At 43.8% G+C, this 24,626-nt stretch carries 17 protein-coding genes, 6 tRNA genes and 2 rRNA genes; 18 read left to right on the forward strand and 7 right to left on the reverse strand.

From position 1 onward, the window contains the following. Nucleotides 1-82 precede the first annotated feature (82 nt). Nucleotides 83-1,105, forward strand: coding sequence for an AraC family transcriptional regulator (locus tag AC4CU2_RS02895; protein WP_490738238.1), 1,023 nt, complete (start codon nt 83-85; stop codon nt 1,103-1,105). Nucleotides 1,106-1,157: 52 nt separating this feature from the next. Here the strand turns inward: AC4CU2_RS02895 and AC4CU2_RS02900 are convergent, their stop codons facing one another. Then, nucleotides 1,158-2,489 carry a Na+/H+ antiporter NhaC family protein gene (locus tag AC4CU2_RS02900; RefSeq protein WP_490768252.1) on the reverse strand — a complete coding sequence of 444 codons (1,332 nt, stop codon included), beginning with the start codon at nt 2,487-2,489 and terminating at the stop codon, nt 1,158-1,160. Nucleotides 2,490-2,861: 372 nt separating this feature from the next. On the opposite strand from AC4CU2_RS02900, the gene trpA reads away from it, so the two are divergent. The 4 genes from trpA to AC4CU2_RS02920 are packed head-to-tail and all read left to right on the forward strand — an operon-like array spanning nt 2,862 to nt 6,842. Next, nucleotides 2,862-3,665 carry a tryptophan synthase subunit alpha gene (trpA, locus tag AC4CU2_RS02905; RefSeq protein ID WP_004983629.1) on the forward strand — a complete coding sequence of 268 codons (804 nt, stop codon included), beginning with the start codon at nt 2,862-2,864 and terminating at the stop codon, nt 3,663-3,665. Beyond that, nucleotides 3,662-4,558, forward strand: a complete 897-nt coding sequence (gene accD / locus AC4CU2_RS02910; RefSeq protein WP_004697788.1) for an acetyl-CoA carboxylase, carboxyltransferase subunit beta — start codon at nt 3,662-3,664, stop codon at nt 4,556-4,558. Before trpA ends, accD begins: the two co-directional genes overlap by 4 nt. After that, on the forward strand, nt 4,555-5,838 hold the full coding sequence (gene folC / locus AC4CU2_RS02915; RefSeq protein ID WP_490768253.1) for a bifunctional tetrahydrofolate synthase/dihydrofolate synthase: 1,284 nt from the start codon (nt 4,555-4,557) through the stop codon (nt 5,836-5,838). Before accD ends, folC begins: the two co-directional genes overlap by 4 nt. Then, nucleotides 5,829-6,842 carry an SPOR domain-containing protein gene (locus AC4CU2_RS02920; RefSeq protein WP_490768254.1) on the forward strand — a complete coding sequence of 338 codons (1,014 nt, stop codon included), beginning with the start codon at nt 5,829-5,831 and terminating at the stop codon, nt 6,840-6,842. The genes folC and AC4CU2_RS02920 overlap by 10 nt, the downstream gene beginning before the upstream one ends. Nucleotides 6,843-6,868: 26 nt before the next feature. Here AC4CU2_RS02920 and AC4CU2_RS02925 read toward each other — a convergent pair whose 3' ends face one another. The 3 genes from AC4CU2_RS02925 to AC4CU2_RS02935 form a co-directional block, all read right to left on the reverse strand. After that, entirely contained in the window at nt 6,869-7,444 is a 576-nt protein-coding gene (locus AC4CU2_RS02925) for a dual specificity protein phosphatase family protein (RefSeq protein ID WP_490768255.1), read from the reverse strand. Then, nucleotides 7,441-8,265, reverse strand: a complete 825-nt coding sequence (locus AC4CU2_RS02930; protein ID WP_279677567.1) for an MBL fold metallo-hydrolase — start codon at nt 8,263-8,265, stop codon at nt 7,441-7,443. The genes AC4CU2_RS02925 and AC4CU2_RS02930 overlap by 4 nt, the downstream gene beginning before the upstream one ends. A gap of 310 nt (nt 8,266-8,575) precedes the next feature. Further along, complete coding sequence (locus AC4CU2_RS02935; RefSeq protein WP_336000366.1) at nt 8,576-9,217, reverse strand: peroxiredoxin; 642 nt, start codon at nt 9,215-9,217, stop codon at nt 8,576-8,578. A gap of 357 nt (nt 9,218-9,574) precedes the next feature. On the opposite strand from AC4CU2_RS02935, the gene AC4CU2_RS02940 reads away from it, so the two are divergent. From AC4CU2_RS02940 to AC4CU2_RS02980, 9 genes are all read left to right on the forward strand, one after another. Next, nucleotides 9,575-9,994 carry a hypothetical protein gene (locus AC4CU2_RS02940; protein ID WP_279692643.1) on the forward strand — a complete coding sequence of 140 codons (420 nt, stop codon included), beginning with the start codon at nt 9,575-9,577 and terminating at the stop codon, nt 9,992-9,994. A gap of 214 nt (nt 9,995-10,208) precedes the next feature. Continuing rightward, a complete protein-coding gene (gene secA, locus AC4CU2_RS02945; protein WP_125274392.1) occupies nt 10,209-12,932 on the forward strand; it encodes a preprotein translocase subunit SecA in 2,724 nt (907 codons plus the stop codon). A gap of 192 nt (nt 12,933-13,124) precedes the next feature. Beyond that, nucleotides 13,125-13,472: a hypothetical protein gene (locus tag AC4CU2_RS02950; protein ID WP_004983653.1), complete on the forward strand. Its 348-nt coding sequence runs from the start codon at nt 13,125-13,127 to the stop codon at nt 13,470-13,472. A gap of 157 nt (nt 13,473-13,629) precedes the next feature. Next, on the forward strand, nt 13,630-14,850 hold the full coding sequence (gene argJ / locus AC4CU2_RS02955) for a bifunctional glutamate N-acetyltransferase/amino-acid acetyltransferase ArgJ (protein WP_490768256.1): 1,221 nt from the start codon (nt 13,630-13,632) through the stop codon (nt 14,848-14,850). Nucleotides 14,851-14,995: 145 nt separating this feature from the next. Then, a complete protein-coding gene (nadA, locus tag AC4CU2_RS02960; RefSeq protein WP_151836119.1) occupies nt 14,996-16,063 on the forward strand; it encodes a quinolinate synthase NadA in 1,068 nt (355 codons plus the stop codon). Nucleotides 16,064-16,216: 153 nt separating this feature from the next. Further along, a tRNA-Pro gene (locus AC4CU2_RS02965) sits at nt 16,217-16,293 on the forward strand. A gap of 46 nt (nt 16,294-16,339) precedes the next feature. Further along, nucleotides 16,340-16,416, forward strand: a tRNA-Arg gene (locus tag AC4CU2_RS02970). 35 nt (nt 16,417-16,451) lie between these two features. Further along, nucleotides 16,452-16,527 (forward strand) — tRNA-His (locus AC4CU2_RS02975). Between the two features lie 18 nt (nt 16,528-16,545). After that, a tRNA-Pro gene (locus AC4CU2_RS02980) sits at nt 16,546-16,622 on the forward strand. Nucleotides 16,623-16,737: 115 nt separating this feature from the next. Here the strand turns inward: AC4CU2_RS02980 and yfiB are convergent. The 3 genes from yfiB to yfiR are packed head-to-tail and all read right to left on the reverse strand — an operon-like array spanning nt 16,738 to nt 18,951. Further along, a complete protein-coding gene (gene yfiB / locus AC4CU2_RS02985; protein WP_490768257.1) occupies nt 16,738-17,214 on the reverse strand; it encodes an outer membrane lipoprotein YfiB in 477 nt (158 codons plus the stop codon). Next, nucleotides 17,208-18,446 (reverse strand): diguanylate cyclase DgcN/YfiN, encoded by a 1,239-nt coding sequence (gene dgcN / locus AC4CU2_RS02990; RefSeq protein WP_490768258.1) that lies wholly within the window; start codon nt 18,444-18,446, stop codon nt 17,208-17,210. The genes yfiB and dgcN overlap by 7 nt, the downstream gene beginning before the upstream one ends. A 4-nt stretch (nt 18,447-18,450) precedes the next feature. Beyond that, entirely contained in the window at nt 18,451-18,951 is a 501-nt protein-coding gene (yfiR, locus tag AC4CU2_RS02995; RefSeq protein WP_078425718.1) for a regulatory sequestration protein YfiR, read from the reverse strand. A 507-nt stretch (nt 18,952-19,458) separates the two neighbouring features. Between yfiR and AC4CU2_RS03000 the strand changes: the two genes are divergently transcribed. The 4 genes from AC4CU2_RS03000 (at nt 19,459) to AC4CU2_RS03015 (ending at nt 24,566) form a co-directional block, all read left to right on the forward strand. Next, nucleotides 19,459-20,996: ribosomal RNA gene (locus AC4CU2_RS03000) — 16S ribosomal RNA — on the forward strand. Nucleotides 20,997-21,057: 61 nt separating this feature from the next. Next, nucleotides 21,058-21,134: transfer RNA gene (locus tag AC4CU2_RS03005), tRNA-Ile, on the forward strand. Nucleotides 21,135-21,201: 67 nt separating this feature from the next. Next, a tRNA-Ala gene (locus tag AC4CU2_RS03010) sits at nt 21,202-21,277 on the forward strand. Between the two features lie 395 nt (nt 21,278-21,672). Then, nucleotides 21,673-24,566, forward strand: a 23S ribosomal RNA gene (locus AC4CU2_RS03015). The 16S and 23S rRNA genes sit together here with 2 tRNA genes alongside, the layout of an rRNA operon. The last annotated feature ends 60 nt before the right edge of the window (nt 24,567-24,626 follow it).

A 24,626-nucleotide genomic window follows, 5' to 3' on the forward strand; every position in this document is an offset into this window, starting at 1 on the left:
TTTGTTTTGACAGATATTGCCATTTTTTATACATTTTACGCCAATGTGAAAATATCGCATGTCAAATAGTGGGTGGGCTATCATGCAAGAGTTACAAATCCCCAATGGTTATTTTCAGCTCTGGAATATGTATCTCATAGAGCAAGGAATTGATTTTCATCAACTCGGTTTTTTAGCGCAATATCAGTATGAATTAGAGCATGTATTACAACTGCCAATCGATACCCAATCGCCATTTTCATTCTTTCAAACGATTTTACAACTGACGCGAGAGCAATTGGATTGTCCTCAGTTGATTATGGAGATGGCAAAATTTATTCAACCTGAGCATTTTGGTGTTTTGGGCTATATGGCCACACGCAGTAATAGCGTGGCTGAAGCACTGAGTTATGTGATGCGTTTTAGTCGTTTGGTGATTGATGGTGCAGAAGTTAGTCCCATGCAGATGCAGCAAAGGGGCAATGAAATTTGGCTGACTTGGCCTTTTCTCAATGAGAAATATGCTTCACTGAATGAAATGACCATGGCATCTATTGTGCATTTGGCCAAGAAAATTTTCCCCGATCAATTACAAATCTTAAAAATCCAAATGGCGCATCCAGCCCAGATGGCACAGTATCATTATCTAAAATTTTATGGTTGTGAAGTGAGCTTTAATCAAGCCTGCTATGCCTATGTGATGAGTGTGGACAGTTTGACTTTAAAATCGGGTTTTGCTGATCCTTCCTTAACGCAGCTTTTACTGAAACAAGCAGAGGTAGCAATTGCCCTCAAGCCTCGTTATGAGAGCGTATTACAACAGATTCATAGCGCCGTGGCTGATTATCTTAAAGCGCATGCAGAAGCCCCTAAAATTGAACAGATTGCCAATGAATTACACCTGTCAACGCGAACCTTACAACGCCAGTTGCAAGACTGGGATAGTTCATTTAAGCGAATACTTGAGTCAGAGCGCATGAAACGATGTGAATATTTATTACAACAAGGTTTGAGTTTGACTGAAATCGCTTTACAACTCGGCTATTCGGGACAGTCTGCTTTAGCGCGTGCTTATAAACAGCATAGTGGTCAGACCTTATTGCAGTTGAAACGACAACTGAAATAACAGCAGGCATAAAAAAAGCGCCTTCGGGGAGGCGCTGAAATGTATGAAATGACTAGACTGATTTCAGTCGTGGAAAACGGAATGCAATTGCAAGGATGGCAAAGATCGCCAGTATCCAACAGTAGTAAATGCTGCCGATGAGTTCAACTGGCGAAAGCTTTGCAATCGAGCAGGCCAAGAGAAGCTGTGCACCATAGGGAATAAGCCCTTGTACAACACATGAAAAGATGTCGAGCAAAGCTGCTGCACGTTTGGGGTCTACACCATATTCTTTAGCGACTTCACGTGCCATATCGCCCGATAAAATAATCGCTACAGTGTTGTTGGCCACAAAAATGTTGGAGAAAACCACCAAAAAGCTCAATCCGATTTCACCTGCGCGCTCACGACCAACTTTAAATAAACGGGTTAGGCTGTAAATGCGTTGAATAAGCCAGTCGAGACCACCTTCTTTTTGCATAATGGTCGAAAGACCGCCCAAGAACATCGACAGTAAAGCGACTTCAAACATACCGACAAAACCATCATAGATGGCTGTGTTGAGTTGAATGACGGTAAATTCTGGCTGTGTAATCAGTCCCATCACCCCAGAGAGCACCACACCGACTGTAAGTACCGCAAGCACGTGTAAACGACTGAAGGCGAGAAAAAATACCACGACATAGGGCAACACTAGCCAAGGGTTAAAGTCTTTGGATTGAATGGTTTCGGTTTGATGGATACTAAAGACATAAATAGCGATCGTGATTAAAGCCGCAGGTACTGCAATCCAGACATTAACGCGAAACTTGTCTCGAAGCTGAACGTTTTGACTGGTGGTGGCTGCAATGGTGGTATCCGAAATCATTGAAAGATTGTCACCAAACATCGCACCGCCCACGACCGCACCTATGGCATAGACTACAGCAATATCAGTGGCTTGAGAGAAACCAAAAGCAATGGGTGCACAGGCCGCAATGGTGCCCATCGAGGTGCCCATTGCTGTTGCAATGAACGCTGAAATAATGAATAGCATGGGCAGCACAAAGGCTGGTGGAATCGCAGACAAGCCCATTTGCACTGTGGCATCTACACTACCAATGGCGTTGGTGGTACTGGCAAATGCACCTGCCAGCATGAACACCACGAACATCAAGATGAGGTTCGGGTGACTTGCACCGCGTAGGAAGGTTTCGATGCCTTGATTCAGCTCACCGCGGTAAATCAATACCGCCAAAATAATGGCAGGAATGGCCGCAACTGGCGCTTTCATTTGATAGAACGCAAACTCGGTTCCAATCACAGAATGGTAAATACCACTGCCTAAGAAAATGGCTAAAAAAACAATAAGCGGTAACAGCGCAAGCGCACGTGCTTGCACTAAACCTGAGTTATCGGTGGTCATAGGAGATAGGGAAATGAAAGAATGTGCGTAGTATAATGCAGGTTTTGCTATTTCATAAAACTTTAAATGTAAAAGCTAAACCGCCTATTTTTATCATTTTTTTTCAAATAAAAATAAGTTTATCTAAAACTTAGACATTTTGGTATTTCCTAAAATTAGGCATCTTTGATCATTGAGAAAAAAACCGAAATATCAGTAAATGGTGCTTTACGGTTGTTCTGAAAATATTTGACGAAAAATGAATTGGAACGCGAACGCGATGTGCTCTATTCAATGAGTAAAAAATAGCGTTACAATGCAGCGTCTTGTATTTTTACAAAGCCAACTCCTCAGTAGTTTTAATTTTAAACAAGTTAAGGAAAGCACAACCCTATGTCACGTTTAGCCACTCGTTTTGGACAGCTTAAATCTCAACAGCGTAAAGCTTTGGTTTCTTATGTTATGGCTGGTGACCCTCATCCACAGGTAACAGTTCCTTTGTTACATCAGATGGTCGAGGCGGGTGTAGATGTGATTGAACTCGGTCTTCCATTTTCAGATCCTATGGCAGATGGTCCTGTGATTGCCCTTGCAGCAGAACGCGCATTGGCAGGTGGTACCAATACCTTAGATGCTTTGAATATGGTCAAAGAGTTCCGTCAAAAGGATCAAGAGACCCCAGTCGTATTGATGGGTTATCTGAATCCTGTTGAAGTCATTGGTTATGAAAAGTTTGTATCGACTGCGCATGCATGTGGTGTCGATGGCATTCTACTGGTGGACTTACCACCAGAAGAAGCAGCAGAGCTTGATGTTGTATTGAAGCAATTTGATATGGATCAAATCTTTTTACTAGCGCCAACCTCAACGGACGAACGCATTAAACATGTGGTGAAACAAGCGAGTGGTTTCATCTATTACGTGTCTTTAAAAGGGGTCACAGGTGCAGCAACTTTAGACGTTGCTGAAGCTGCGAACCGAATTGCTAAAATTAAAGCAGAAACAGATATTCCTGTCGGTGTTGGTTTTGGGATCAGTGATGCGACATCTGCCAAAGCAATGGGCGGAGTGGCTGATGCTGTGATTGTTGGTAGTGCTTTTGTTAAGCAATTTGCAAGCTTAGCACCAGAACAAGCCGTGGTTGAAACGGTTAATAAAGTCAAGGAGCTTCGAGCAGCGCTCGATGAGTTAGTATGAGTCAAGATGTTAAATCAGGGAAAATCCTAAGCCCATCGACGCCATGGACTGAACGTGGTGTACCCGGTATTCAAGTACCTGATGAGCAAACCTCACTCAAGGCGACGTTTACAGAACCAACGATTGAATGCCCTGAGTGCCATGCACTTGTTACACGTACTGCAATGTCATTTAACGCGTATGTTTGCCCTCAGTGTGATGAACATTTGCGTATGAAAGCCCGTGATCGTTTGAATTGGTTCTTTGACCAAGTGCAAACAGAATTGGGACAAGAATTTAAAGCCAAAGATCCGTTGAAATTTGTCGACTCAAAGCCATATCCAGCGCGTATGAGTGAAGCACAGACCAAAACAGGTGAAACTGAAGCTTTGGTGGTGATGCAAGGTTTACTTAAAGGTATTCCTTTGGTTGCCTGTGCCTTTGAATTTGACTTCATGGGTGGTTCAATGGGTACGGTTGTTGGTGACCGTTTTGTGCAAGCGGCTGAAAAAGCCATTGCGGACAAGCAACCTCTGATTTGCTTTGCTGCTTCAGGCGGTGCGCGTATGCAAGAGGGCATGTTGTCTTTGATGCAAATGGCGCGTACTTCAGCGGCCATCCAAAAAATGAAAGATGCTGGCCTACCTTATTTGGTGGTGTTGACGCATCCTGTTTACGGTGGTGTAACCGCATCTTTAGCAATGCTCGGTGATGTACATATTGCTGAGCCGAAAGCGATGATTGGTTTTGCAGGTAAACGCGTGATCGAACAAACGGTACGCGAAAAGTTAGAAGAGCCGTTTCAGCGTGCGGAATACTTGCTTGATCATGGTGTAATCGATCAAATTGTTCACCGTCACGCATTACGTGATACAGTTTATCGTATTGTCGCGAAACTGATGAATTTGTCTTGAACACAGCACCACTTGCAACAGACTCTTTAGAAACATGGCTCGATTATTGGGGCCATGTTCACGTTACGGGGATTGATTTAGGATTGGAACGGGTCATTCCTGTAGCTGAAAAGCTCGGTGTAACGCGTCCCGATGCCAAAGTTTTAACCGTAGCGGGAACCAACGGAAAAGGTTCGACCACCACCACACTGGCTGCCATTTTAAATGCGCAAGGCTATAAGGTGGGACTGTATCAGTCACCACATATTTACCGTTTTAATGAACGGGTCAAATTGCGTGGTGTAGAGGTCGATGACCAAAGCTTGGTCAATGCTTTTGTACAAGTGGATCAAGCGCGCCGTGATTGTGATTTAAGCCTCTCGTTCTTTGAGGCGACCACACTCGCGGCTTTTGTCATTTTTAAAGACCAAGTATGTGATGTTTGGGTCCTTGAAGTCGGTCTAGGTGGTCGCTTAGATGTGGTCAACGTGATTGAACCCGATGTTGCGGTGATTACTAATATTGGTTTAGACCATACTGACTGGCTGGGCGATACCATTGAAAAGATTGCCTTTGAAAAGGCAGGCATCATCCGTCCCAATATTCCTGTGGTGTTTGGCGGCTTACAACAAATCCCTCAAGCGATTATCGATAAAGCGGATGCTTGTGCTGCAAAACTTTATGCAGTGAATCGTGACTATTTTTATCAACTTAGTGAGCATGGTCAGTCGTGGATGTTTGCATCTAGCGGCACCACTTTAAATTTACCTCTCGGCACATTGGCGGTTGAGAATATTTCAACAGCTGTTGCTGCTGTTTTATTGAGTGGTTTAACTGTCACTCAAGCGGCTATTTCTGAAGGAATTCAAAATGCAAAATTGCAAGGTCGTTTTGAAATTCGCCAAATACAGAACAAAACGGTAATTTTTGATGCAGGGCATAACCCGCATGGTGTTGCTTTTTTATTAAATCAATTGCGAAATTTCCTAAAATACAATAAACAGTACACTGAAGTAGTCAGTGTTTTCTCGATGTTGGCAGATAAAGATGTGAAATCTGTCACAGAGTTATTGAAAGATTCCATACAAATGTGGAAAATTGCGGCATTAACTGTCCCGCGTGCAGCTCCAATTGAACAATTGGATCAAGCGCTGCAAGGGCAACATGTGCAGCACTTTGACAGTGTGAAATTGGCTTTTAAATCAGCGCTCGACGAAACAAAGAATAATCAGCTGATTTTGGTATGTGGTTCATTTCATACCTTAGAAGCGGTATGGGAGTATTTGGAAGAATGTCAATGAATAGCAAACAACGTTGGATGGGTGGCGTTGTTTTATTAGGTGGTGGTGTCCTTTTGGCGGCATTACTGCTTAAAGGCAAAGAAGAAATACATCAAAATAATATTAAAACACCAGAGCTAGTCACACAAAATGTGCAACGTAATGCCGAAGGTGAGTTGGTTCAACTTCAGCCGTTAACGGTTGATGTTGAAACAGAAAAGCGTTTACTGGAACAACAACGTGTAGCACGTGAAAAATCGGTTGCTGAACAAGAAGCTCGTGCGGCCGAATTTTTAGCAATGCAACAGCAAGCCGAAGCAGATGCTGCACGTAAAGCAGCGGAAGAATATGCCGCGTTGAATGCGCACCGTAATGCTGCACAGCAAAGCTCGGACAACATTCCACCAGAATTGGTTGAAGATGAAAAAGCCAAGCAACAGCGAATTGCTGCGGATAAAGCCGCTGAGCTGAAGAAGTTGGAACAGCAAAAGCTGCAAGCGCGTACTGAAGCTGAAAAAGCAGCGGCTGCAAAAAAACTGGCTGAGCAAAAAGCCTTAGCAGAAAAGCAAGCACTTGAAGATAAAGCTAAGCGAGAAGCAGAGGCTAAACGTAAAGCAGAAGACGAGCGTAAAGCTGAAGCGAAAAAAGAAGCTGAACGTAAAGCAGATGCTGATAAAAAAGCGGAAGACAAACGTAAGGCAGATGAAAAGCGAAAAGCTGATGAAGCCAAGAAAAAGGCGGAAGCTGAGAAAGCGCGTGATTTGCTTGAACATGGCGATAAGCAATGGATGGTACAGGTGGCATTGGCTGCCAATGAAGCCAATGCGGATGCACTGGCTGCTAAGCTTCGTGCCAAGGGCTATAAGGTCACTAAAAGTCCAACCTCTAAAGGCGTACGAATTATGGTGGGGCCATCTAAAGACCGTGATACTGCCGATGCAGCCCGCAAAAAGATCACTTCAGATGCGAGCCTCGGTATGAAGTCCGCATGGGTGATTGACTGGGTGCCACTCGACAAACGTTAAGATCGGGGTTAACCCAATTGCCTTCACTAAGATGGATTCAACAGTTGCTGTTGAATCCATTTTATATTTTCAGGGCTGAATAATGGCTCAATATTTTGCCAAATTGGATGAAAACCATAACCCCCATGTTTCATCTCAGCCAAGGCATCAGTGGTAGACCAGTTTTGAAAAATAATGCGGTACATGGCCACACTGGCGCCTGTACGGTCTGAACCATGGTAGCAATGCAGTAAAACTTTTTGCTGGTTTTGCTCTGCAAGTTGGATTTGCTGCATCACCTTTAACAAATCTTCTCGGTCAATCGCCCATGTATGAATCGGGATATGTACCAGTTCAAACCCTTGGTTGGACAGTTTTTTCAGGTCTTGATTGCGGGAGCGTAAATTAATAATCACATCAATTTCTTGTGCCTTTAAACTCTGAACTAAATCTTGATCGGGTTGCTCACTACGAAAAACAGTTTCACTGATTTGATAGAAATTATGTACAGGTTGGATCGACTGTCCCCAGTGTTGTGGACGCTCGGTCTCGGGCAGGGCAGGCGTAGTCATACAGCTAGAAACACTGATACACAGAGAAAGCATAACAAGATATTTGGTCATAGGATCAGGCTCTGATGGTGTGAAAGTTCAACAGGGTCATGTGCACAAAAGATTTCGATACGTGGTTCCGACTGTGCCAAGTGTTGAATTTTATGCAAGTTGCTTAAACGCTGTGCATTATCTTCGGCAAAAAATACTTCTAAGGTATTTAAGCTGCGAAGTTTGTTTTGGGGATTAAGTTCTAGGTGGGAGTAGTAAGCATCCCCGCAGAAGAGTTTCCAACCCTGCTGGGTTTTAATGGCAATGCCACAGTGGCCTTCAGTATGCCCAAACAGTGGAATCAAAAGAATCTCATTATGAAATAAGTCAAACCCTTGCACTTGAGTTAAGTTAAACCATGCATCACCGTGAATTGGCTCAATAAAGTGCCAATGGCGATGCTGCTGAAATTGTTGTGTTTTATAACGGGCTTTATTTTTGAATGACTTCAGGTTTTGTGCCGCATTATATTCGTTAGACAGGATATGTACGGTTGCATTGGGAAAGTCAGAAATACCACCCGCATGGTCAAAATCTAGATGGGAAACCAAAATGTGTTTGACATCCTTTGGGCTAAAGCCAAGTTTTTGGATTTGTGCAATTGCAGTTAATTCTAAGTTTTGTTCAATTTTTCCAATTCGAGCCACCAACTGCCCCAAACGCTGCTTGGTGTGTAGATAGTCCTGTATGCCTAAGCCCGTATCAATCAGCACCAGCCCTTGATCTGTTTCAACCAAAAGACAATGGCACACCACCTTAGCTTGAAAACCTTTTTGACCAAAGAGTGGGGCACACACTGGACACATGGTGCCACAATGTAAATGGTGAATGTTATAAATCATAAAGTCTTTTTTATCGTATTGTTTTGACTGTTATAGCGGAAGACTTGAGTTTTAACAGTTTGATTTTGTTAAAGAGTTATGTGTATCTGCTTTAAACGGAAAAAAGCCTGTCGATTGACAGGCTTTCAAAAGTTCAAACTCGGCTCGTCATTGGAGTTTGTAACGATCATACAAGGTGACTCAGAACGTATTTTTATGGGTTAGTTTCCTCTTTTGGATTGCTTGGAGTTTAGTGCCCCATTTTTGTTTTCAATCGGTCTGCTCGGTTAAAACTTCGAGCTTCGCTTGTCTGCTGCAACAGCAGAGTATTTTATCCTTGCTCGGGCTGTGGAGTCAGGCGTAAATACGGGGTGATTGCTTTATAACCTTTCGGAAAGCGCTGTGCGATTTCAGCTTCATCTTTGAGTGACGGCACAATCACCACATCTTCGCCTTGTTGCCAGTTCGCAGGAGTTGCAACTTTGTGGTGATCGGTCAGTTGCAGTGAGTCAATCACGCGTAAGATTTCATGGAAATTACGACCAGTCGATGCAGGATAAGTGATAATCAAACGGACTTTTTTGTTTGGATCGATAATCACTAAAGAGCGAACTGTTAATGTTTCACTGGCATTAGGATGGATAAAACCATATAGCTCAGACACTTTACGGTCTTGGTCGGCAATGATCGGGAAATTCACCGTGGTATTTTGGGTTGCATTGATGTCTTTAATCCAACCTAGATGTGACTCAACATCATCGACCGAGAGAGCAATGGCTTTTACCCCACGTTTTTCAAATTCATCTTTGAGTTTTGCGGTAAAGCCAAGCTCGGTGGTACATACTGGCGTGTAGTCAGCAGGATGTGAAAACAGTACTCCCCAGCTATCGCCTAAAAATTGATAAAAATCGATTTTGCCTTCGCTCGAAGCCTGTTGAAAGTTGGGTGCGATGTCGCCTAAACGTAAACTCATGTTGAACCTCAAATTATCTTTATGTCTATGGAATGAACATCACTATGGCGCAATTTCTTTTGCATGAAAAATAGTGTTTTATTATTTGTTTATACAAAATATTCATAATTGGTCGGATAGCTGTTATGTATTTGGGGATGCCAAAGATGACCTCATTGTTGCTCTAGAGACCGTTTATTTGCATATTTGGTAACGGTGTTTAGACGAGATTTTTTCTGCTTCTGTGAAGTGTATCGCTCTATAGAATTGATTGCGCATTCGATCGGTTTATGATTGGATATAATTCTTTTCATGATTGATTTATATTTGTTTTTTAAAGCAAATTCACAAAGTATAAAAAACTTGAGTATTAGAACAATGAAAAAAATAGGTATCGCCCTGACTTTAGTGTTATGGGGACTGGAAGTAACCCATGCGCAGAATGGTGGGCAATTGAAACAAGCCCAAGTGAGTACTGCTCGTCAAACGCCACAACAAATTACAGATCAATATCTAGCGTCCCAAAAAAGCCTTACACAGCGGAAAGTGGCGCTGTCTCAGGCTCTCGAACAGGAGTTAGCTCGAGGTCAGAATGCGAATAATATTTATCAAGTTGCTTGTGTACAGCTTGTTCCAATTCTTACCGCAATGCGAGTCAATGATGAACAACTCTTGGGTTTCTTACAGAGCATGAATCCAAATCAGTCCAACAACGGGGTGAAAGCCTCGCTGCGGCAAAATCATGCACTTGAAAGCAAAACCTTGAACAACTGCAAACAATTAAAGTCGCTACTTTAAAAAAGACCGTGAATCCTGATGAGTTCGGATGAAATCTCTATATCGGCTGTTTAAAATTTGTTACATTAGTTTGCCTTAGATTCGACGGGCTAGAAACAATGAATAGATTTTTTAAATGGTTTTGTGTAAAGCCCTTGTACTTCAAATTTCTAGCACCATAATAACGACTAAGAAAACATATTCATTTGACAAGCAAGATTTAGAGAGTCTATTCATGTTGGCAAGTCTGATCGGAGGAATCTTCGGTACCAAAAATGAGCGCGAACTCAAACGCATGCGTAAAATCGTAGACAAGATTAATGCGCTCGAGCCGACGATATCCGCTCTTGGCGATGCAGACTTATCTGCAAAAACTGAAGAATTTAAACAACGATATAACAAGGGCGAAAGCCTCGATAAATTACTCCCAGAAGCATTTGCCGTCTGCCGTGAAGCAGCTAAGCGTGTCATGGGCATGCGTCATTACGATGTACAGTTGATCGGTGGCATTACCTTACACGAAGGTAAAATTGCAGAGATGCGTACAGGTGAAGGTAAAACCCTGATGGGTACCTTGGCGTGTTATTTAAACGCGATTAGTGCTCAAGGTGTTCACGTTATTACCGTGAATGACTATTTGGCACAGCGTGATGCTGAATTAAACCGTCCGCTCTTTGAATTCTTGGGTTTAAGCATTGGTATTATCTATTCCATGCAAGATCCAACAGAGAAAGCTGAAGCCTATCGTGCTGATATTACCTACGGTACCAACAACGAATTTGGCTTTGACTATCTACGTGACAACATGGTGTTCTCGCTTGCTGAGAAAAAACAACGTGGTTTGATCTATGCCATCATCGATGAAGTCGATTCGATCTTAATTGATGAAGCGCGTACGCCTTTGATTATTTCAGGTCAAAGTGATGACTCTTCACAGTTGTATGCCGCAATCAACAGTATTCCGCCCAAGCTGCATGCGCAGAAAGAAGAAAAAGTCGCGGATGGTGGTCATTTCTGGATTGATGAAAAACAACGTTCTGTTGAAATGACAGAAATTGGTTTTGAAACGGTTGAAAATGAACTGATTGAAATGGGTTTGTTGGCTGAAGGTGAAAGCCTGTATTCATCGACCAACCTAAATCTAGTTCATCATGTTACTGCTGCCATTCGTGCGCATTACTTGTATCAACGCAATGTGCATTACATCATCAATGATGGTGAAGTGATCATTGTCGATGAAAACACAGGGCGTACCATGCCAGGTCGTCGCTGGTCTGAAGGTTTACACCAAGCGGTTGAAGCAAAAGAAGGCTTAGAAATCCAGCCTGAAAACCAAACGCTCGCAACTACAACTTTCCAGAACTATTTCCGTCTATACAAAAAGCTTTCTGGTATGACCGGTACTGCCGATACTGAAGCAGCGGAAATGAAAGAAATTTATGGTCTAGATGTAGTCATTATTCCGACGCACCGTCCAATGGTTCGTCTCGATCAAAACGATTTAATCTATTTAAATCGTAATGGTAAATACAACGCGATTATTCAAGAAATTCAACGCGTGCATGAGTCTGGTGTAGCCCCAATTTTGATTGGTACAGCAACCATTGAAGCTTCTGAGATTCTCTCGGATAAATTGCGTGATGCAGGCATTCAGCACGAAGTGTTAAATGCGAAACAACACGAACGTGAAGCAGATATTATTGCGCAAGCGGGTGCACCGCGAGCAGTAACGATTGCAACCAACATGGCTGGTCGTGGTACAGACATTCTGCTCGGTGGTAACTGGAAAGCTTTACTGGCAAAAATTGAAAACCCAACCCATGAAGATGAAGCGCGCTTAAAAGCCGAATGGGAACAAAACCATGAAATGGTATTAAGTTCTGGTGGCTTACACATCATTGGTTCTGAGCGTCACGAATCACGTCGTATTGATAACCAGCTTCGTGGTCGTGCAGGTCGTCAGGGTGACCCTGGTGTGTCACGTTTCTACTTGTCACTTGAAGATGACTTAATGCGTATCTTTGCAGGTGATCGTGTTGTGGGCATGATGCGTGCGATGGGCTTACAAGAAGACGAAGCCATTGAGCATAAAATGGTGTCACGTTCGATTGAAAATGCGCAGCGCAAAGTTGAAGCACGTAACTTCGATATTCGTAAGAACTTATTGAAATACGATGACGTCAACAACGAACAGCGTAAAATTATTTACTCGCAACGTGATGAAGTTTTGGCTGAAAGCACATTACAAGATTACATCGAAGAGATGCAACGTGATGTGATGAAAGGCGTGATTTCTAACTATATCCCACCTGAGTCAATTCATGACCAATGGGATATTGATGGGCTTGAAAAAGCGTTACGTGAAGACCTTGCGATTGATTTGCCAATCAACCAATGGTTGGAAGATGACCGTCGTTTAGATGAAGAGTCTTTGGTTGAGCGTATTACTGATGAAGTGGTACAGCGCTACCGTAGCCGCCGTGAACAAATGGGGGATGAAACAGCAGTTATGCTGGAGCGTCACTTCATGTTGAACTCGCTGGATCGTCACTGGAAAGATCACTTGGCGGCGATGGATTATTTACGCCAAGGCATTCACTTGCGTGGTTATGCGCAGAAAAATCCTGAGCAAGAATACAAAAAAGAAGCGTATAACTTATTTGTAAATATGTTGGCGATTATCAAATCGGATGTTGTGACTGATTTATCTCGCGTACATGTACCAACGGCTGAAGAGCTGGCTGAAATGGAAGCTCAAAAGCAAGCTCAAGCTGAAGCGATGCAATTGAACTTGTCGCATGCAGATTTTGATGGTTTGTTGGCCGATGATCAAAGCCACTTCGCAGAAGTAGATGCACAATACGAGCCTGTAGAAGAGTTTGCGGCACCTGCGAGTCGTAACGCGCCTTGCCCATGTGGTTCAGGCTTAAAATACAAACAGTGTCACGGTAAAATCTAAACTGTGAACGAGTGAAAAAGCAGAACTTCGGTTCTGCTTTTTATTGGTATGACTGAAAAATTGACGTTAAGATCAATCCAAATACGATTCTGATTACAGCTAAAGCGTTGCATAATGTGAATAGCATTTGCAGTGTTAGGCATTAAATGCTATTTAGTTGCTCATCATCTAAACCTCTAAAGTGGAAAGACAATGAAAAAAGTATTAAAACCAATCATGATTGTAGCTTTAGCGCTTCCAACTTTTGCATTTGCAGATACCACTACCGCAGCTAAAGTTCAACAAGCGCGCGGTGCAACTACAGCACCTGCGGCACAAGCCAATGGCAATATTACGGTACAAAGTCCGCGTACAGGGATTCGTTATACCTTTGCCAATCCAAATCAACGCCCAGTGGTTCTGCAAACGGCTGCTATTGCTCCTGTAAATGCAGCAACAGTGAACCGTATTGTGGCTTCAAATCCAGCGCTTTCTCCTGTAAGCCAAGAAAATGCTAAACAAGCGCTTTTGTCTAGCTCAGCACAGCTTGCTTCAAATTAATCAAATGCTAGTGCATAAAACCAATCTTCGGATTGGTTTTTTTATGTCAAAAATGAGTGTGCATTGAAAAGTTAAAGCAAACAAAGTCTTCTGCTCGATTTTTTCTGAAAATTCTAATAAGCTGTGTTTTTTCTAACAAATGAATTGGACGTTTAAAATGCCAGTAGGTGACGTATCAATGCCACAAATGCACGTGGTGAAAGGGGTGAGAATCGGAACGGCTGAAGCTTATGTGCGCTATCAGAACCGACGTGATCTTGTCATTTTCGAATTTGCTAAAGGAACGAATGTTGCGGGTGTTTTCACTCAAAATGCGTTCTGTGCAGCGCCCGTGCATGTGTCAAAAGCGCACTTACAAGTGGCGAATCCGCGCTACCTTATTATCAACACTGGCAATGCCAATGCTGGTACAGGCAAGACAGGCATGCTGAATGCTGAACGTACTTGTGCAAAATTGGCTGAGCTTGCTGGTGTGCAAGCAACGGAAGTGTTACCGTTTTCAACAGGGGTGATTGGTGAACAATTGCCGTTGGAGCGTTTGTTAAATGGATTACAGCCTGCATTAAATAGTTTGAGTGCTGATGCTTGGAGTGCTGCTGCTACCGGGATTATGACCACAGACACCACACCGAAAGGCGCATCTGAGCAATTTGAATTGGATGGCATCATGTATACCATGACGGGTATTTCTAAGGGTGCAGGCATGATTCGTCCCAACATGGCAACGATGTTGGGCTATGTTGCAACCGATGCACCTATCAGCCGCGAGTTGGTTCAGCAACTGTTGAGCGAAACGGTTAATGTTTCGTTCAACCGAATTACCATTGACGGTGATACTTCAACCAATGACTCCTGTATCTTTGCGGCTACGGGTCAAGCGGGTGGTGTTGAAATTAGCTCAACCCAAGATGCACGCTATACCGTAGTACTAGATGTACTCACACGTATGATGAAACGTCTTGCACAACTAATTGTGCGTGATGGTGAAGGTGCAACTAAGTTTATTACGGTTGCTGTTGAGGGTGGTCATGACACGCAAGAATGCTGCGATATTGCTTATAGTATTGCGCATTCACCTTTGGTTAAAACCGCGATTTTTGCGTCAGATCCGAACTGGGGACGTATCTTGGCTGCGATTGGTTATGCTGGGGTTAAAAATTTAGATGTTGAAAAAATCCAAGTTTGGTTAGATGATGTGCAAATCTGTAAGGATGGTGGCGCGGCTGCCGATTACACGGAAGCGGAAGGTGCTCGTGTAATGTCACAAGCTGAAATGACCATTCGTGTAGATCTAGGACGCGGGGCAGCGAAAGACACAGTGTATACCTGTGACTTATCTTATGACTATGTAAAGATTAATGCGGATTATCGCTCTTAATCTTAACGAGTTTAAAAAAAGCCTCCTTTGGAGGCTTTTTTACCATAAGAACTTTTGAATGATTGGTCAAAAGCCGAGAAGCCATTTGGCCAATAAATTAAGTGCGGGACTTGCTTGCCGATAAGCATGAAGGGATGAATGAATGATGAACAATGCGACCAATTTAATTGCCAATGACGCAAAATCAATTGTGCAGGCGCATTTGGACCGTTTGGGTGAAACCAAAGACTCAAAGCTCAGTGAAGAACTGAAGCAAGAAAAATTTGCTTTAATCTTGGACGAGTTGAAAAAGCGCGATGCGGTATTGGTGGCGCACTACTATTGCGATCCTGAAGTACAGGAATTGGCCGAGTTAAGTGGTGGATGTGTTTCTGATTCATTGGAAATGGCCCGCTTTGGTCGTGATCATCCAGCATCAACCTTGGTGGTGGCAGGCGTTAAATTTATGGGTGAAACCTCAAAAATTTTATCACCGAATAAAACCATTCTGATGCCAACTTTAGAGGCCACATGTTCTTTAGATTTGGGTTGTCCTGTTGAAGAATTTAGTCAGTTTTGTGATGCCCATCCAGACCATACAGTAGTGGTCTATGCCAACACTTCAGCAGCAGTTAAAGCTCGTGCTGATTGGGTAGTGACCTCAAGCTGTGCGGTCGAAATTATTGAGCATCTAGACAGTTTAGGTGAAAAGATTATTTGGGCGCCTGATCAGCATTTAGGCCGTTATATCCAAAAGAAAACAGGCGCAGACATGTTGCTTTGGGATGGTGCATGTATTGTGCATGAAGAATTTCGTGCACGTGGCATCGCGCAAATGAAGGCGCTTTATCCTGATGCTGCGGTGCTGGTACATCCTGAGTCACCTGAGTCAGTGGTGGATGTTGCTGATGCCGTTGGAAGTACGTCACAACTGATTAAAGCGGCGCAAACCTTACCCAATGAACGACTGATTGTGGCAACCGATCGGGGTATTTTCTACAAAATGCAACAAGCAGTGCCCAACAAAATTTTGGTTGAAGCACCAACAGCCGGAGAGGGAGCAACCTGTCGTTCTTGTGCACATTGTCCGTGGATGGCAATGAATGAGCTGGATGGTATTTTAGAGGTATTGCAGCGTGGCGATCAGGAAATATTTGTAGACCCAGCACTTGCTGAGCGTGCGAAATTACCTTTAGATCGCATGTTGGATTTCAGTGCATCGCTAAAACGTTAAAATTTGTATAAAAAATGCCTGAAACGCTTGATTAATATACATTTGACGTGATTTTTTTATTTTTTTTAAATATAGGTGTTGACGTTATCAAGCGTCACGCCTAGAATGCACACCGTACCGAACGAGATGTTCGATACAAAAGCTGAGATGAATCGGAGCATAGCACAGCCTGGTAGTGCACCTGGTTTGGGACCAGGGGGTCGTAGGTTCGAATCCTACTGCTCCGACCAATTCTTCAAGGCAAGGTTATCCATAATACCTCGTATTATTGGTCATGCGCCTGTAGCTCAGTTGGATAGAGCATCCGCCTTCTAAGCGGATGGTCACAGGTTCGAATCCTGTCAGGCGCGCCATTAGGTAGCTTGGTATTAAGAACCGACACGTTATGGTGGATGTAGCTCAGTTGGTAGAGCCCTGGATTGTGATTCCAGTTGTCGCGGGTTCGAATCCCGTCATTCACCCCAACTTTAAAAAGTTGAAATCGGAGCATAGCACAGCCTGGTAGTGCACCTGGTTTGGGACCAGGGGGTCGTAGGTTCGAATCCTACTGCTCCGACCATTTATTGAAATGGTCGAGATAAAGATACCGCGTTAAGCGGTTTTTTTATGCCTAAAATTTAATAAAGTACATAAAAAAGCCTTCGTGACGAAGGCTAAAGATAAAACATAAATGCTTAAGGAATAATAATATTTACACGACGATTCAGCGCTCGATTTTCCTCGCTGCTATTTTCTACCAGAGGTTGTGATGCACCGCGACCCATGCTCTGAATATTTTGAGTTTTAAACCCTGTTTTGATAAAAATCTGGCTAACTGTTGATGCGCGTTTCTCCGAGAGTGTTTGATTGTAGCTTGGGTCACCAATATTGTCTGTATGTCCAACCACTTTAATTTTATTCAAATTATACTGCTGCAATTGTTTGGAAAGTGCTTCGAGTGCGGGTTTTTGAGAGGCTTGAATATCTGATTGGTCAAAGCCGAACAATAATTTTTCAGGCAGTCTCAGCGTCCAGCCTTCTTCGGTCAAGGTAAAGCCTTGTTTCTTCAGCATTCGCGCTTGTTTATAGTTGAGGTGCCCTAAACTGAGACAGCCAGATAAAGCAGTGATAAGACCTGCGATAAGCATAAATTTGCAAACATGTTTTAACATGAGGATTCCTGATCAGGATTTAGGCAAGGTGTGATGTACCACCCTTGAGCTAAGTTTTTGGCTTTATACATTGCATTGTCTGCTTCAGCAATCAAATCTTCAGGCGTTGTTGCACATTTTGAGAAAGCAACGCCAATGCTGAAACTAAAATGAATCTGATGTTGATCAAAAGATAATGGTGCTTTACTGCATTCGATTAAATGCTCGCAAATTAGTTCTAAATGATCATAGTGTTTGATATTACGGAGCAGAATTGCAAACTCATCACCACCTAAACGAGCAACCACATCGTGGCTTCTGACATTCTTTTTTAAGCGTTGAGCCATTTCTTTGAGTACGGCATCACCTGCTAAGTGCCCATAAACATCATTAATGTTTTTAAAGTTATTGTTGTCGATAAAAAAGAGAGCTGTCTGGTTTTTCTCAGGGTGTTCAAATTGATTAAACAAAATATTGTAAAAATAATGACGATTCGGGAGTTCAGTTAACTGATCATGCAACGCTTGATGTGATAACTTAGAGTTTTCGCTTTGTAGTTTTTCATTGGTACGCTGCACTTTATCTAATAAATTATTAAATGCACCACTGATGACGCGAAATTCATAAATGGGGGATGATGGAAGACGTGCTTGATATTGAGTATCAAAATTAAGGCTTTCAACGGTATTGACCATAGGTTGAATCGAGTGCATCAGTTTTTGATAGGTTGAATGTACCAACCACAACATAATCAACAGGATGATAAAAATCCCAGCGGAGAGACAAATCAAGAGCTGAAAGAAAAAGCTCATGAGTTGAGTGGCACTACCGTAAATGATCAACGTTCCGTACTGGTTATTTTGATGTTTGATGGTGCGTGTCACAGGGTGTTTAAAGAAGACCTTATCAAACAGATTTTCCATCCATGCAAACTCAGGTGTAGGTTTGTATGCTTCGGCCAGTGGTTTTCCTTGTAGGTTAATGACTTGAATAGCGCGAATTGGATATTGCTGAATATGATTGTTCAGTGTTTGCTGTAGCGTAATACGATCATTGAAAATGACAGCAGGTTGAATTTGCTCACTTAAGGTTGCGCTAAAAATATTAAGGCTTTGTTTGGCATAAGTATTCATAGTGTAGATGGAAATCACCACGAAAATTAAACTACAAATTCCAAGAGTAAGAGCAAAAATCAGTAATTGAGACTGACTAAAAATTTTTTGTAGGGAAGTATTAGAGCTTTTACGAAACATTGACTTAAGGCTCCGTAGATTTTGCTAATAATAAAACACGTGGATCTACACGCACTTGGGACTGGGACAGGCTGGCCAAGTTTACCTTAAAGGAAGTTCGCGTTTTATTTTGATATAAGCAAAATGCGCTACCTAATTCGCATTCAGTATTGTTAGAGCTAAAAGTCAGTGGAGCATCTTTTAGGTTATTTATAATATTTTGCTCTTCACGTGGTGTGTAGGTTGAGAAAAAAACAGCATTACACATGACCTTATTTAATTCAGACAAACTGACCGCTTGAATTTGATACGCACTCTTGAGTTGCTGATTCACTTGAATGAACTGATTGGATAATTGGCTGTTATTTAAAATACATAAAGAAATAGGATTGGGAGTATTCCAGCGCACATAGCTCAAAATCGTCAATGTGGTTGCGGGGAGATTTAGTTGTGGTTGTGCCTGTACCTGAGAAATCATTAAACAGTACAAGAGGGTTAAATAAATTTTGTATTTAAAAGCTGTCATTATTCATTTTGCTTGGCAGCGAAAGTGAGCTTATTTTAACGAAAAATAAACAGTGATGGTTAAAATTGCTTTAATAATCGACAAAAATCACATTTTTGACCAAAAAATATGCGCTTGAGATAAAATAATAGAAAAAGGTGTTGCAAGGGATTAGAAATACTGTAGAATGCACATCCATCGGCGGTGATGTTGATTAAAACTTGTTGAGAAACAAGGATTTAGCCCAAGCGGTAGAATCTGAAAGCCTTGAATAAGTTTGAAAATAATTAACAAAACCAGTTGACTTTCTCTGGAAAGAGAGTAGTATAGCCGACCTAGCTTGCTGATGACGAATCAGCAAGAAGATCATTAAGAGATTATGAAGAACAACTTGTGTGGATTTTTACTGATTGATCGATCGAAAATATTTCATTGATTGATGGTAGAAATTACTCGAAGTTTATTTGAGAAATATTTGTCAGAAAATTGATGAGCCAAGATTTGTAGCCATAAGCTACTAATGATTTTTAACTGAAGAGTTTGATCATGGCTCAGATTGAACGCTGGCGGCAGGCTTAACACATGCAAGTCGAGCGGGGTGATGTAGCTTGCTACATTACCTAGCGGCGGACGGGTGAGTAATGCTTAGGAATCTGCCTATTAGTGGGGGACAACATTCCGAAAGGAATGCTAATACCGCATACGCCCTACGGGGGAAAGCAGGGGATCTTCGGACCTTGCGCTAATAGATGAGCCTAAGTCAGATTAGCTAGTTGGTGGGGTAAAGGCCTACCAAGGCGACGATCTGTAGCGGGTCTGAGAGGATGATCCGCCACACTGGGACTGAGACACGGCCCAGACTCCTACGGGAGGCAGCAGTGGGGAATATTGGACAATGGGCGAAAGCCTGATCCAGCCATGCCGCGTGTGTGAAGAAGGCCTTTTGGTTGTAAAGCACTTTAAGCGAGGAGGAGGCTACTTGGATTAATACTCTAGGATAGTGGACGTTACTCGCAGAATAAGCACCGGCTAACTCTGTGCCAGCAGCCGCGGTAATACAGAGGGTGCGAGCGTTAATCGGATTTACTGGGCGTAAAGCGTGCGTAGGCGGCTTTTTAAGTCGGATGTGAAATCCCTGAGCTTAACTTAGGAATTGCATTCGATACTGGGAAGCTAGAGTATGGGAGAGGATGGTAGAATTCCAGGTGTAGCGGTGAAATGCGTAGAGATCTGGAGGAATACCGATGGCGAAGGCAGCCATCTGGCCTAATACTGACGCTGAGGTACGAAAGCATGGGGAGCAAACAGGATTAGATACCCTGGTAGTCCATGCCGTAAACGATGTCTACTAGCCGTTGGGGCCTTTGAGGCTTTAGTGGCGCAGCTAACGCGATAAGTAGACCGCCTGGGGAGTACGGTCGCAAGACTAAAACTCAAATGAATTGACGGGGGCCCGCACAAGCGGTGGAGCATGTGGTTTAATTCGATGCAACGCGAAGAACCTTACCTGGTCTTGACATAGTAAGAACTTTCCAGAGATGGATTGGTGCCTTCGGGAACTTACATACAGGTGCTGCATGGCTGTCGTCAGCTCGTGTCGTGAGATGTTGGGTTAAGTCCCGCAACGAGCGCAACCCTTTTCCTTATTTGCCAGCGGGTTAAGCCGGGAACTTTAAGGATACTGCCAGTGACAAACTGGAGGAAGGCGGGGACGACGTCAAGTCATCATGGCCCTTACGACCAGGGCTACACACGTGCTACAATGGTCGGTACAAAGGGTTGCTACCTAGCGATAGGATGCTAATCTCAAAAAGCCGATCGTAGTCCGGATTGGAGTCTGCAACTCGACTCCATGAAGTCGGAATCGCTAGTAATCGCGGATCAGAATGCCGCGGTGAATACGTTCCCGGGCCTTGTACACACCGCCCGTCACACCATGGGAATTTGTTGCACCAGAAGTAGGTAGTCTAACCGCAAGGAGGACGCTTACCACGGTGTGGCCGATGACTGGGGTGAAGTCGTAACAAGGTAGCCGTAGGGGAACCTGCGGCTGGATCACCTCCTTAACGAAAGATTGACGATTGGTAAGAATCCACAACAAGTTGTTCTTCATGACGATGTATCTGAGGGTCTGTAGCTCAGTTGGTTAGAGCACACGCTTGATAAGCGTGGGGTCACAAGTTCAAGTCTTGTCAGACCCACCAAATCTGACTAACAAGCATTGTTAAATGCTGAATACAGAAAACAGAAACATTGACTTATTGATAAGCTGGGGACTTAGCTTAGTTGGTAGAGCGCCTGCTTTGCACGCAGGAGGTCAGGAGTTCGACTCTCCTAGTCTCCACCATATATTGTTCATCAATATATAAGCTAAGTAGTTAGATTATAGAAATTAGTAAGAAGTAGACATTAGTTTGCATTTTATTAACTTCTGTGATTTATCACAGTTTCCTGACCTGACGAAGGCTGGAAAAATCATTAACAGAATATATTTGAGTTGAAATAATTTGTTCATACTCGTTTTTAAGATCGACATTAACAGTGATTTATTACTGATTGATGAAGATTGAAGAAATGAGTTACTAGCGAAATTAACTGAATCAAGCGTTTTGGTATGTGAATTGAATTGAAGCTGTACAGTGTTTAAGTACACAGAACAACAAACTGTAAGGAAGTGATGAGAAATCATCATAGACTGTCTTAATCCTACTTGTAGGGATTAACGACTGTTTGGGGTTGTATAGTCAAGTAATTAAGTGCATGTGGTGGATGCCTTGGCAGTCAGAGGCGATGAAAGACGTAATAGCCTGCGATAAGCTCCGGGGAGGCGGCAAATATCCTGTGATCCGGAGATTTCTGAATGGGGAAACCCACCTGTCATAAGGCAGGTATCGTATGATGAATACATAGTCATACGAGGCGAACGAGGGGAAGTGAAACATCTCAGTACCCTTAGGAAAAGAAATCAATTGAGATTCCCTCAGTAGCGGCGAGCGAACGGGGAAAAGCCCATTAAGTCATATAAGTTCTAGTGGAATGCTCTGGGAAGTGCAACCATAGTGGGTGATAGTCCTGTACACGAAAGGGCTTATATGATGATGTCGAGTAGGGCGGGGCACGTGAAACCTTGTCTGAATATGGGGGGACCATCCTCCAAGGCTAAATACTCCTGACTGACCGATAGTGAACCAGTACCGTGAGGGAAAGGCGAAAAGAACCCCTGTGAGGGGAGTGAAATAGATCCTGAAACCGCATGCATACAAGCAGTGGGAGCCGACTTGTTCGGTGACTGCGTACCTTTTGTATAATGGGTCAGCGACTTACATTCAGTAGCAAGGTTAACCGCATAGGGGAGCCGTAGAGAAATCGAGTCTTAATAGGGCGTTTAGTTGCTGGGTGTAGACCCGAAACCGGGTGATCTATCCATGAGCAGGTTGAAGGTTGGGTAACACTAACTGGAGGACCGAACCCACTGTCGTTGAAAAGCCAGGGGATGACTTGTGGATAGGGGTGAAAGGCTAATCAAACTCGGTGATAGCTGGTTCTCCCCGAAAGCTATTTAGGTAGCGCCTCGGACGAATACCATTGGGGGTAGAGCACTGTTTCGGCTAGGGGGTCATCCCGACTTACCAAACCGATGCAAACTCCGAATACCAATGAGTACTATCCGGGAGACAGACTGCGGGTGCTAACGTCCGTAGTCAAGAGGAAAACAATCCAGACCGCCAGCTAAGGCCCCAAAATTATAGTTAAGTGGGAAACGATGTGGGAAGGCATAGACAGCTAGGAGGTTGGCTTAGAAGCAGCCACCCTTTAAAGAAAGCGTAATAGCTCACTAGTCGAGTCGGCCTGCGCGGAAGATGTAACGGGGCTAAAACTATATGCCGAAGCTGCGGATTTGCAATTTATTGCAAGTGGTAGGGGAGCGTTCTGTAAGCCGATGAAGGTGTATTGAGAAGTATGCTGGAGGTATCAGAAGTGCGAATGCTGACGTGAGTAACGACAATGCGAGTGAAAAACTCGCACGCTGAAAGACCAAGGGTTCCAGTCCAACGTTAATCGGGGCTGGGTGAGTCGACCCCTAAGGCGAGGCCGAGAGGCGTAGTCGATGGGAAATTGGTTAATATTCCAATACTTCTATGTAATGCGATGAGAGGACGGAGAAGGTTAAGTCAGCCTGGCGTTGGTTGTCCAGGTGGAAGGTTGTAGGCATGTATCTTAGGCAAATCCGGGGTACTGTATGCTGAGAACTGATAGCAAGCTGTACTTGTACAGTGAAGTGGCTGATACCATGCTTCCAGGAAAAGTCTCTAAGCTTCAGTTACATAGGAATCGTACCCGAAACCGACACAGGTGGTCAGGTCGAGTAGACCAAAGCGCTTGAGAGAACTCTGCTGAAGGAACTAGGCAAAATGGTACCGTAACTTCGGGAGAAGGTACGCTGCCGACGGTGATAGGATTTACTCCTTGAGCTATTGGCAGCCACAGAAACCAGGCCCCTGCAACTGTTTATTAAAAACATAGCACTCTGCAAACACGAAAGTGGACGTATAGGGTGTGATGCCTGCCCGGTGCTGGAAGGTTAATTGATGGGGTTAGCGTAAGCGAAGCTCTTGATCGAAGCCCCAGTAAACGGCGGCCGTAACTATAACGGTCCTAAGGTAGCGAAATTCCTTGTCGGGTAAGTTCCGACCTGCACGAATGGCATAATGATGGGGGCGCTGTCTCCAGCAGAGACTCAGTGAAATCGAATTCGCCGTGAAGATGCGGTGTACCCGCGGCTAGACGGAAAGACCCCGTGAACCTTTACTGCAGCTTGACATTGAACTTTGATCTTACTTGTGTAGGATAGGTGGGAGGCTTTGAAACCGAGACGCTAGTTTCGGTGGAGCCAATCTTGAAATACCACCCTGGTAATATTGAGGTTCTAACTCTGTCCCGTTATCCGGGACGAGGACCATGTCTGGTGGGTAGTTTGACTGGGGCGGTCTCCTCCTAAAGAGTAACGGAGGAGTACGAAGGTGCGCTCAGCGTGGTCGGAAATCACGCGTAGAGTATAAAGGCAAAAGCGCGCTTAACTGCGAGACCCACAAGTCGAGCAGGTACGAAAGTAGGTCTTAGTGATCCGGTGGTTCTGTATGGAAGGGCCATCGCTCAACGGATAAAAGGTACTCTGGGGATAACAGGCTGATACCGCCCAAGAGTTCATATCGACGGCGGTGTTTGGCACCTCGATGTCGGCTCATCTCATCCTGGGGCTGAAGCAGGTCCCAAGGGTATGGCTGTTCGCCATTTAAAGAGGTACGCGAGCTGGGTTTAGAACGTCGTGAGACAGTTCGGTCCCTATCTACCGTGGGCGTTGGAAATTTGAGAGGATCTGCTCCTAGTACGAGAGGACCAGAGTGGACGAACCTCTGGTGTACCGGTTGTGACGCCAGTCGCATCGCCGGGTAGCTATGTTCGGAAGGGATAACCGCTGAAAGCATCTAAGCGGGAAGCCTACCTCAAGATAAGATTTCCCTAGGACTTTATGTCCTCTAAAGAGCCGTTGAAGACTACGACGTTGATAGGTTGGATGTGGAAGCATAGTGATATGTGAAGCTGACCAATACTAATTGCTCGTGAGGCTTGACTATACAACACCCAAACAGTTGGTGTTGTGGTTCAAATCACTGCAAACAACTTGATTTAGTTAT

The organism is Acinetobacter sp. 797_lipA (genome assembly GCF_058243025.1).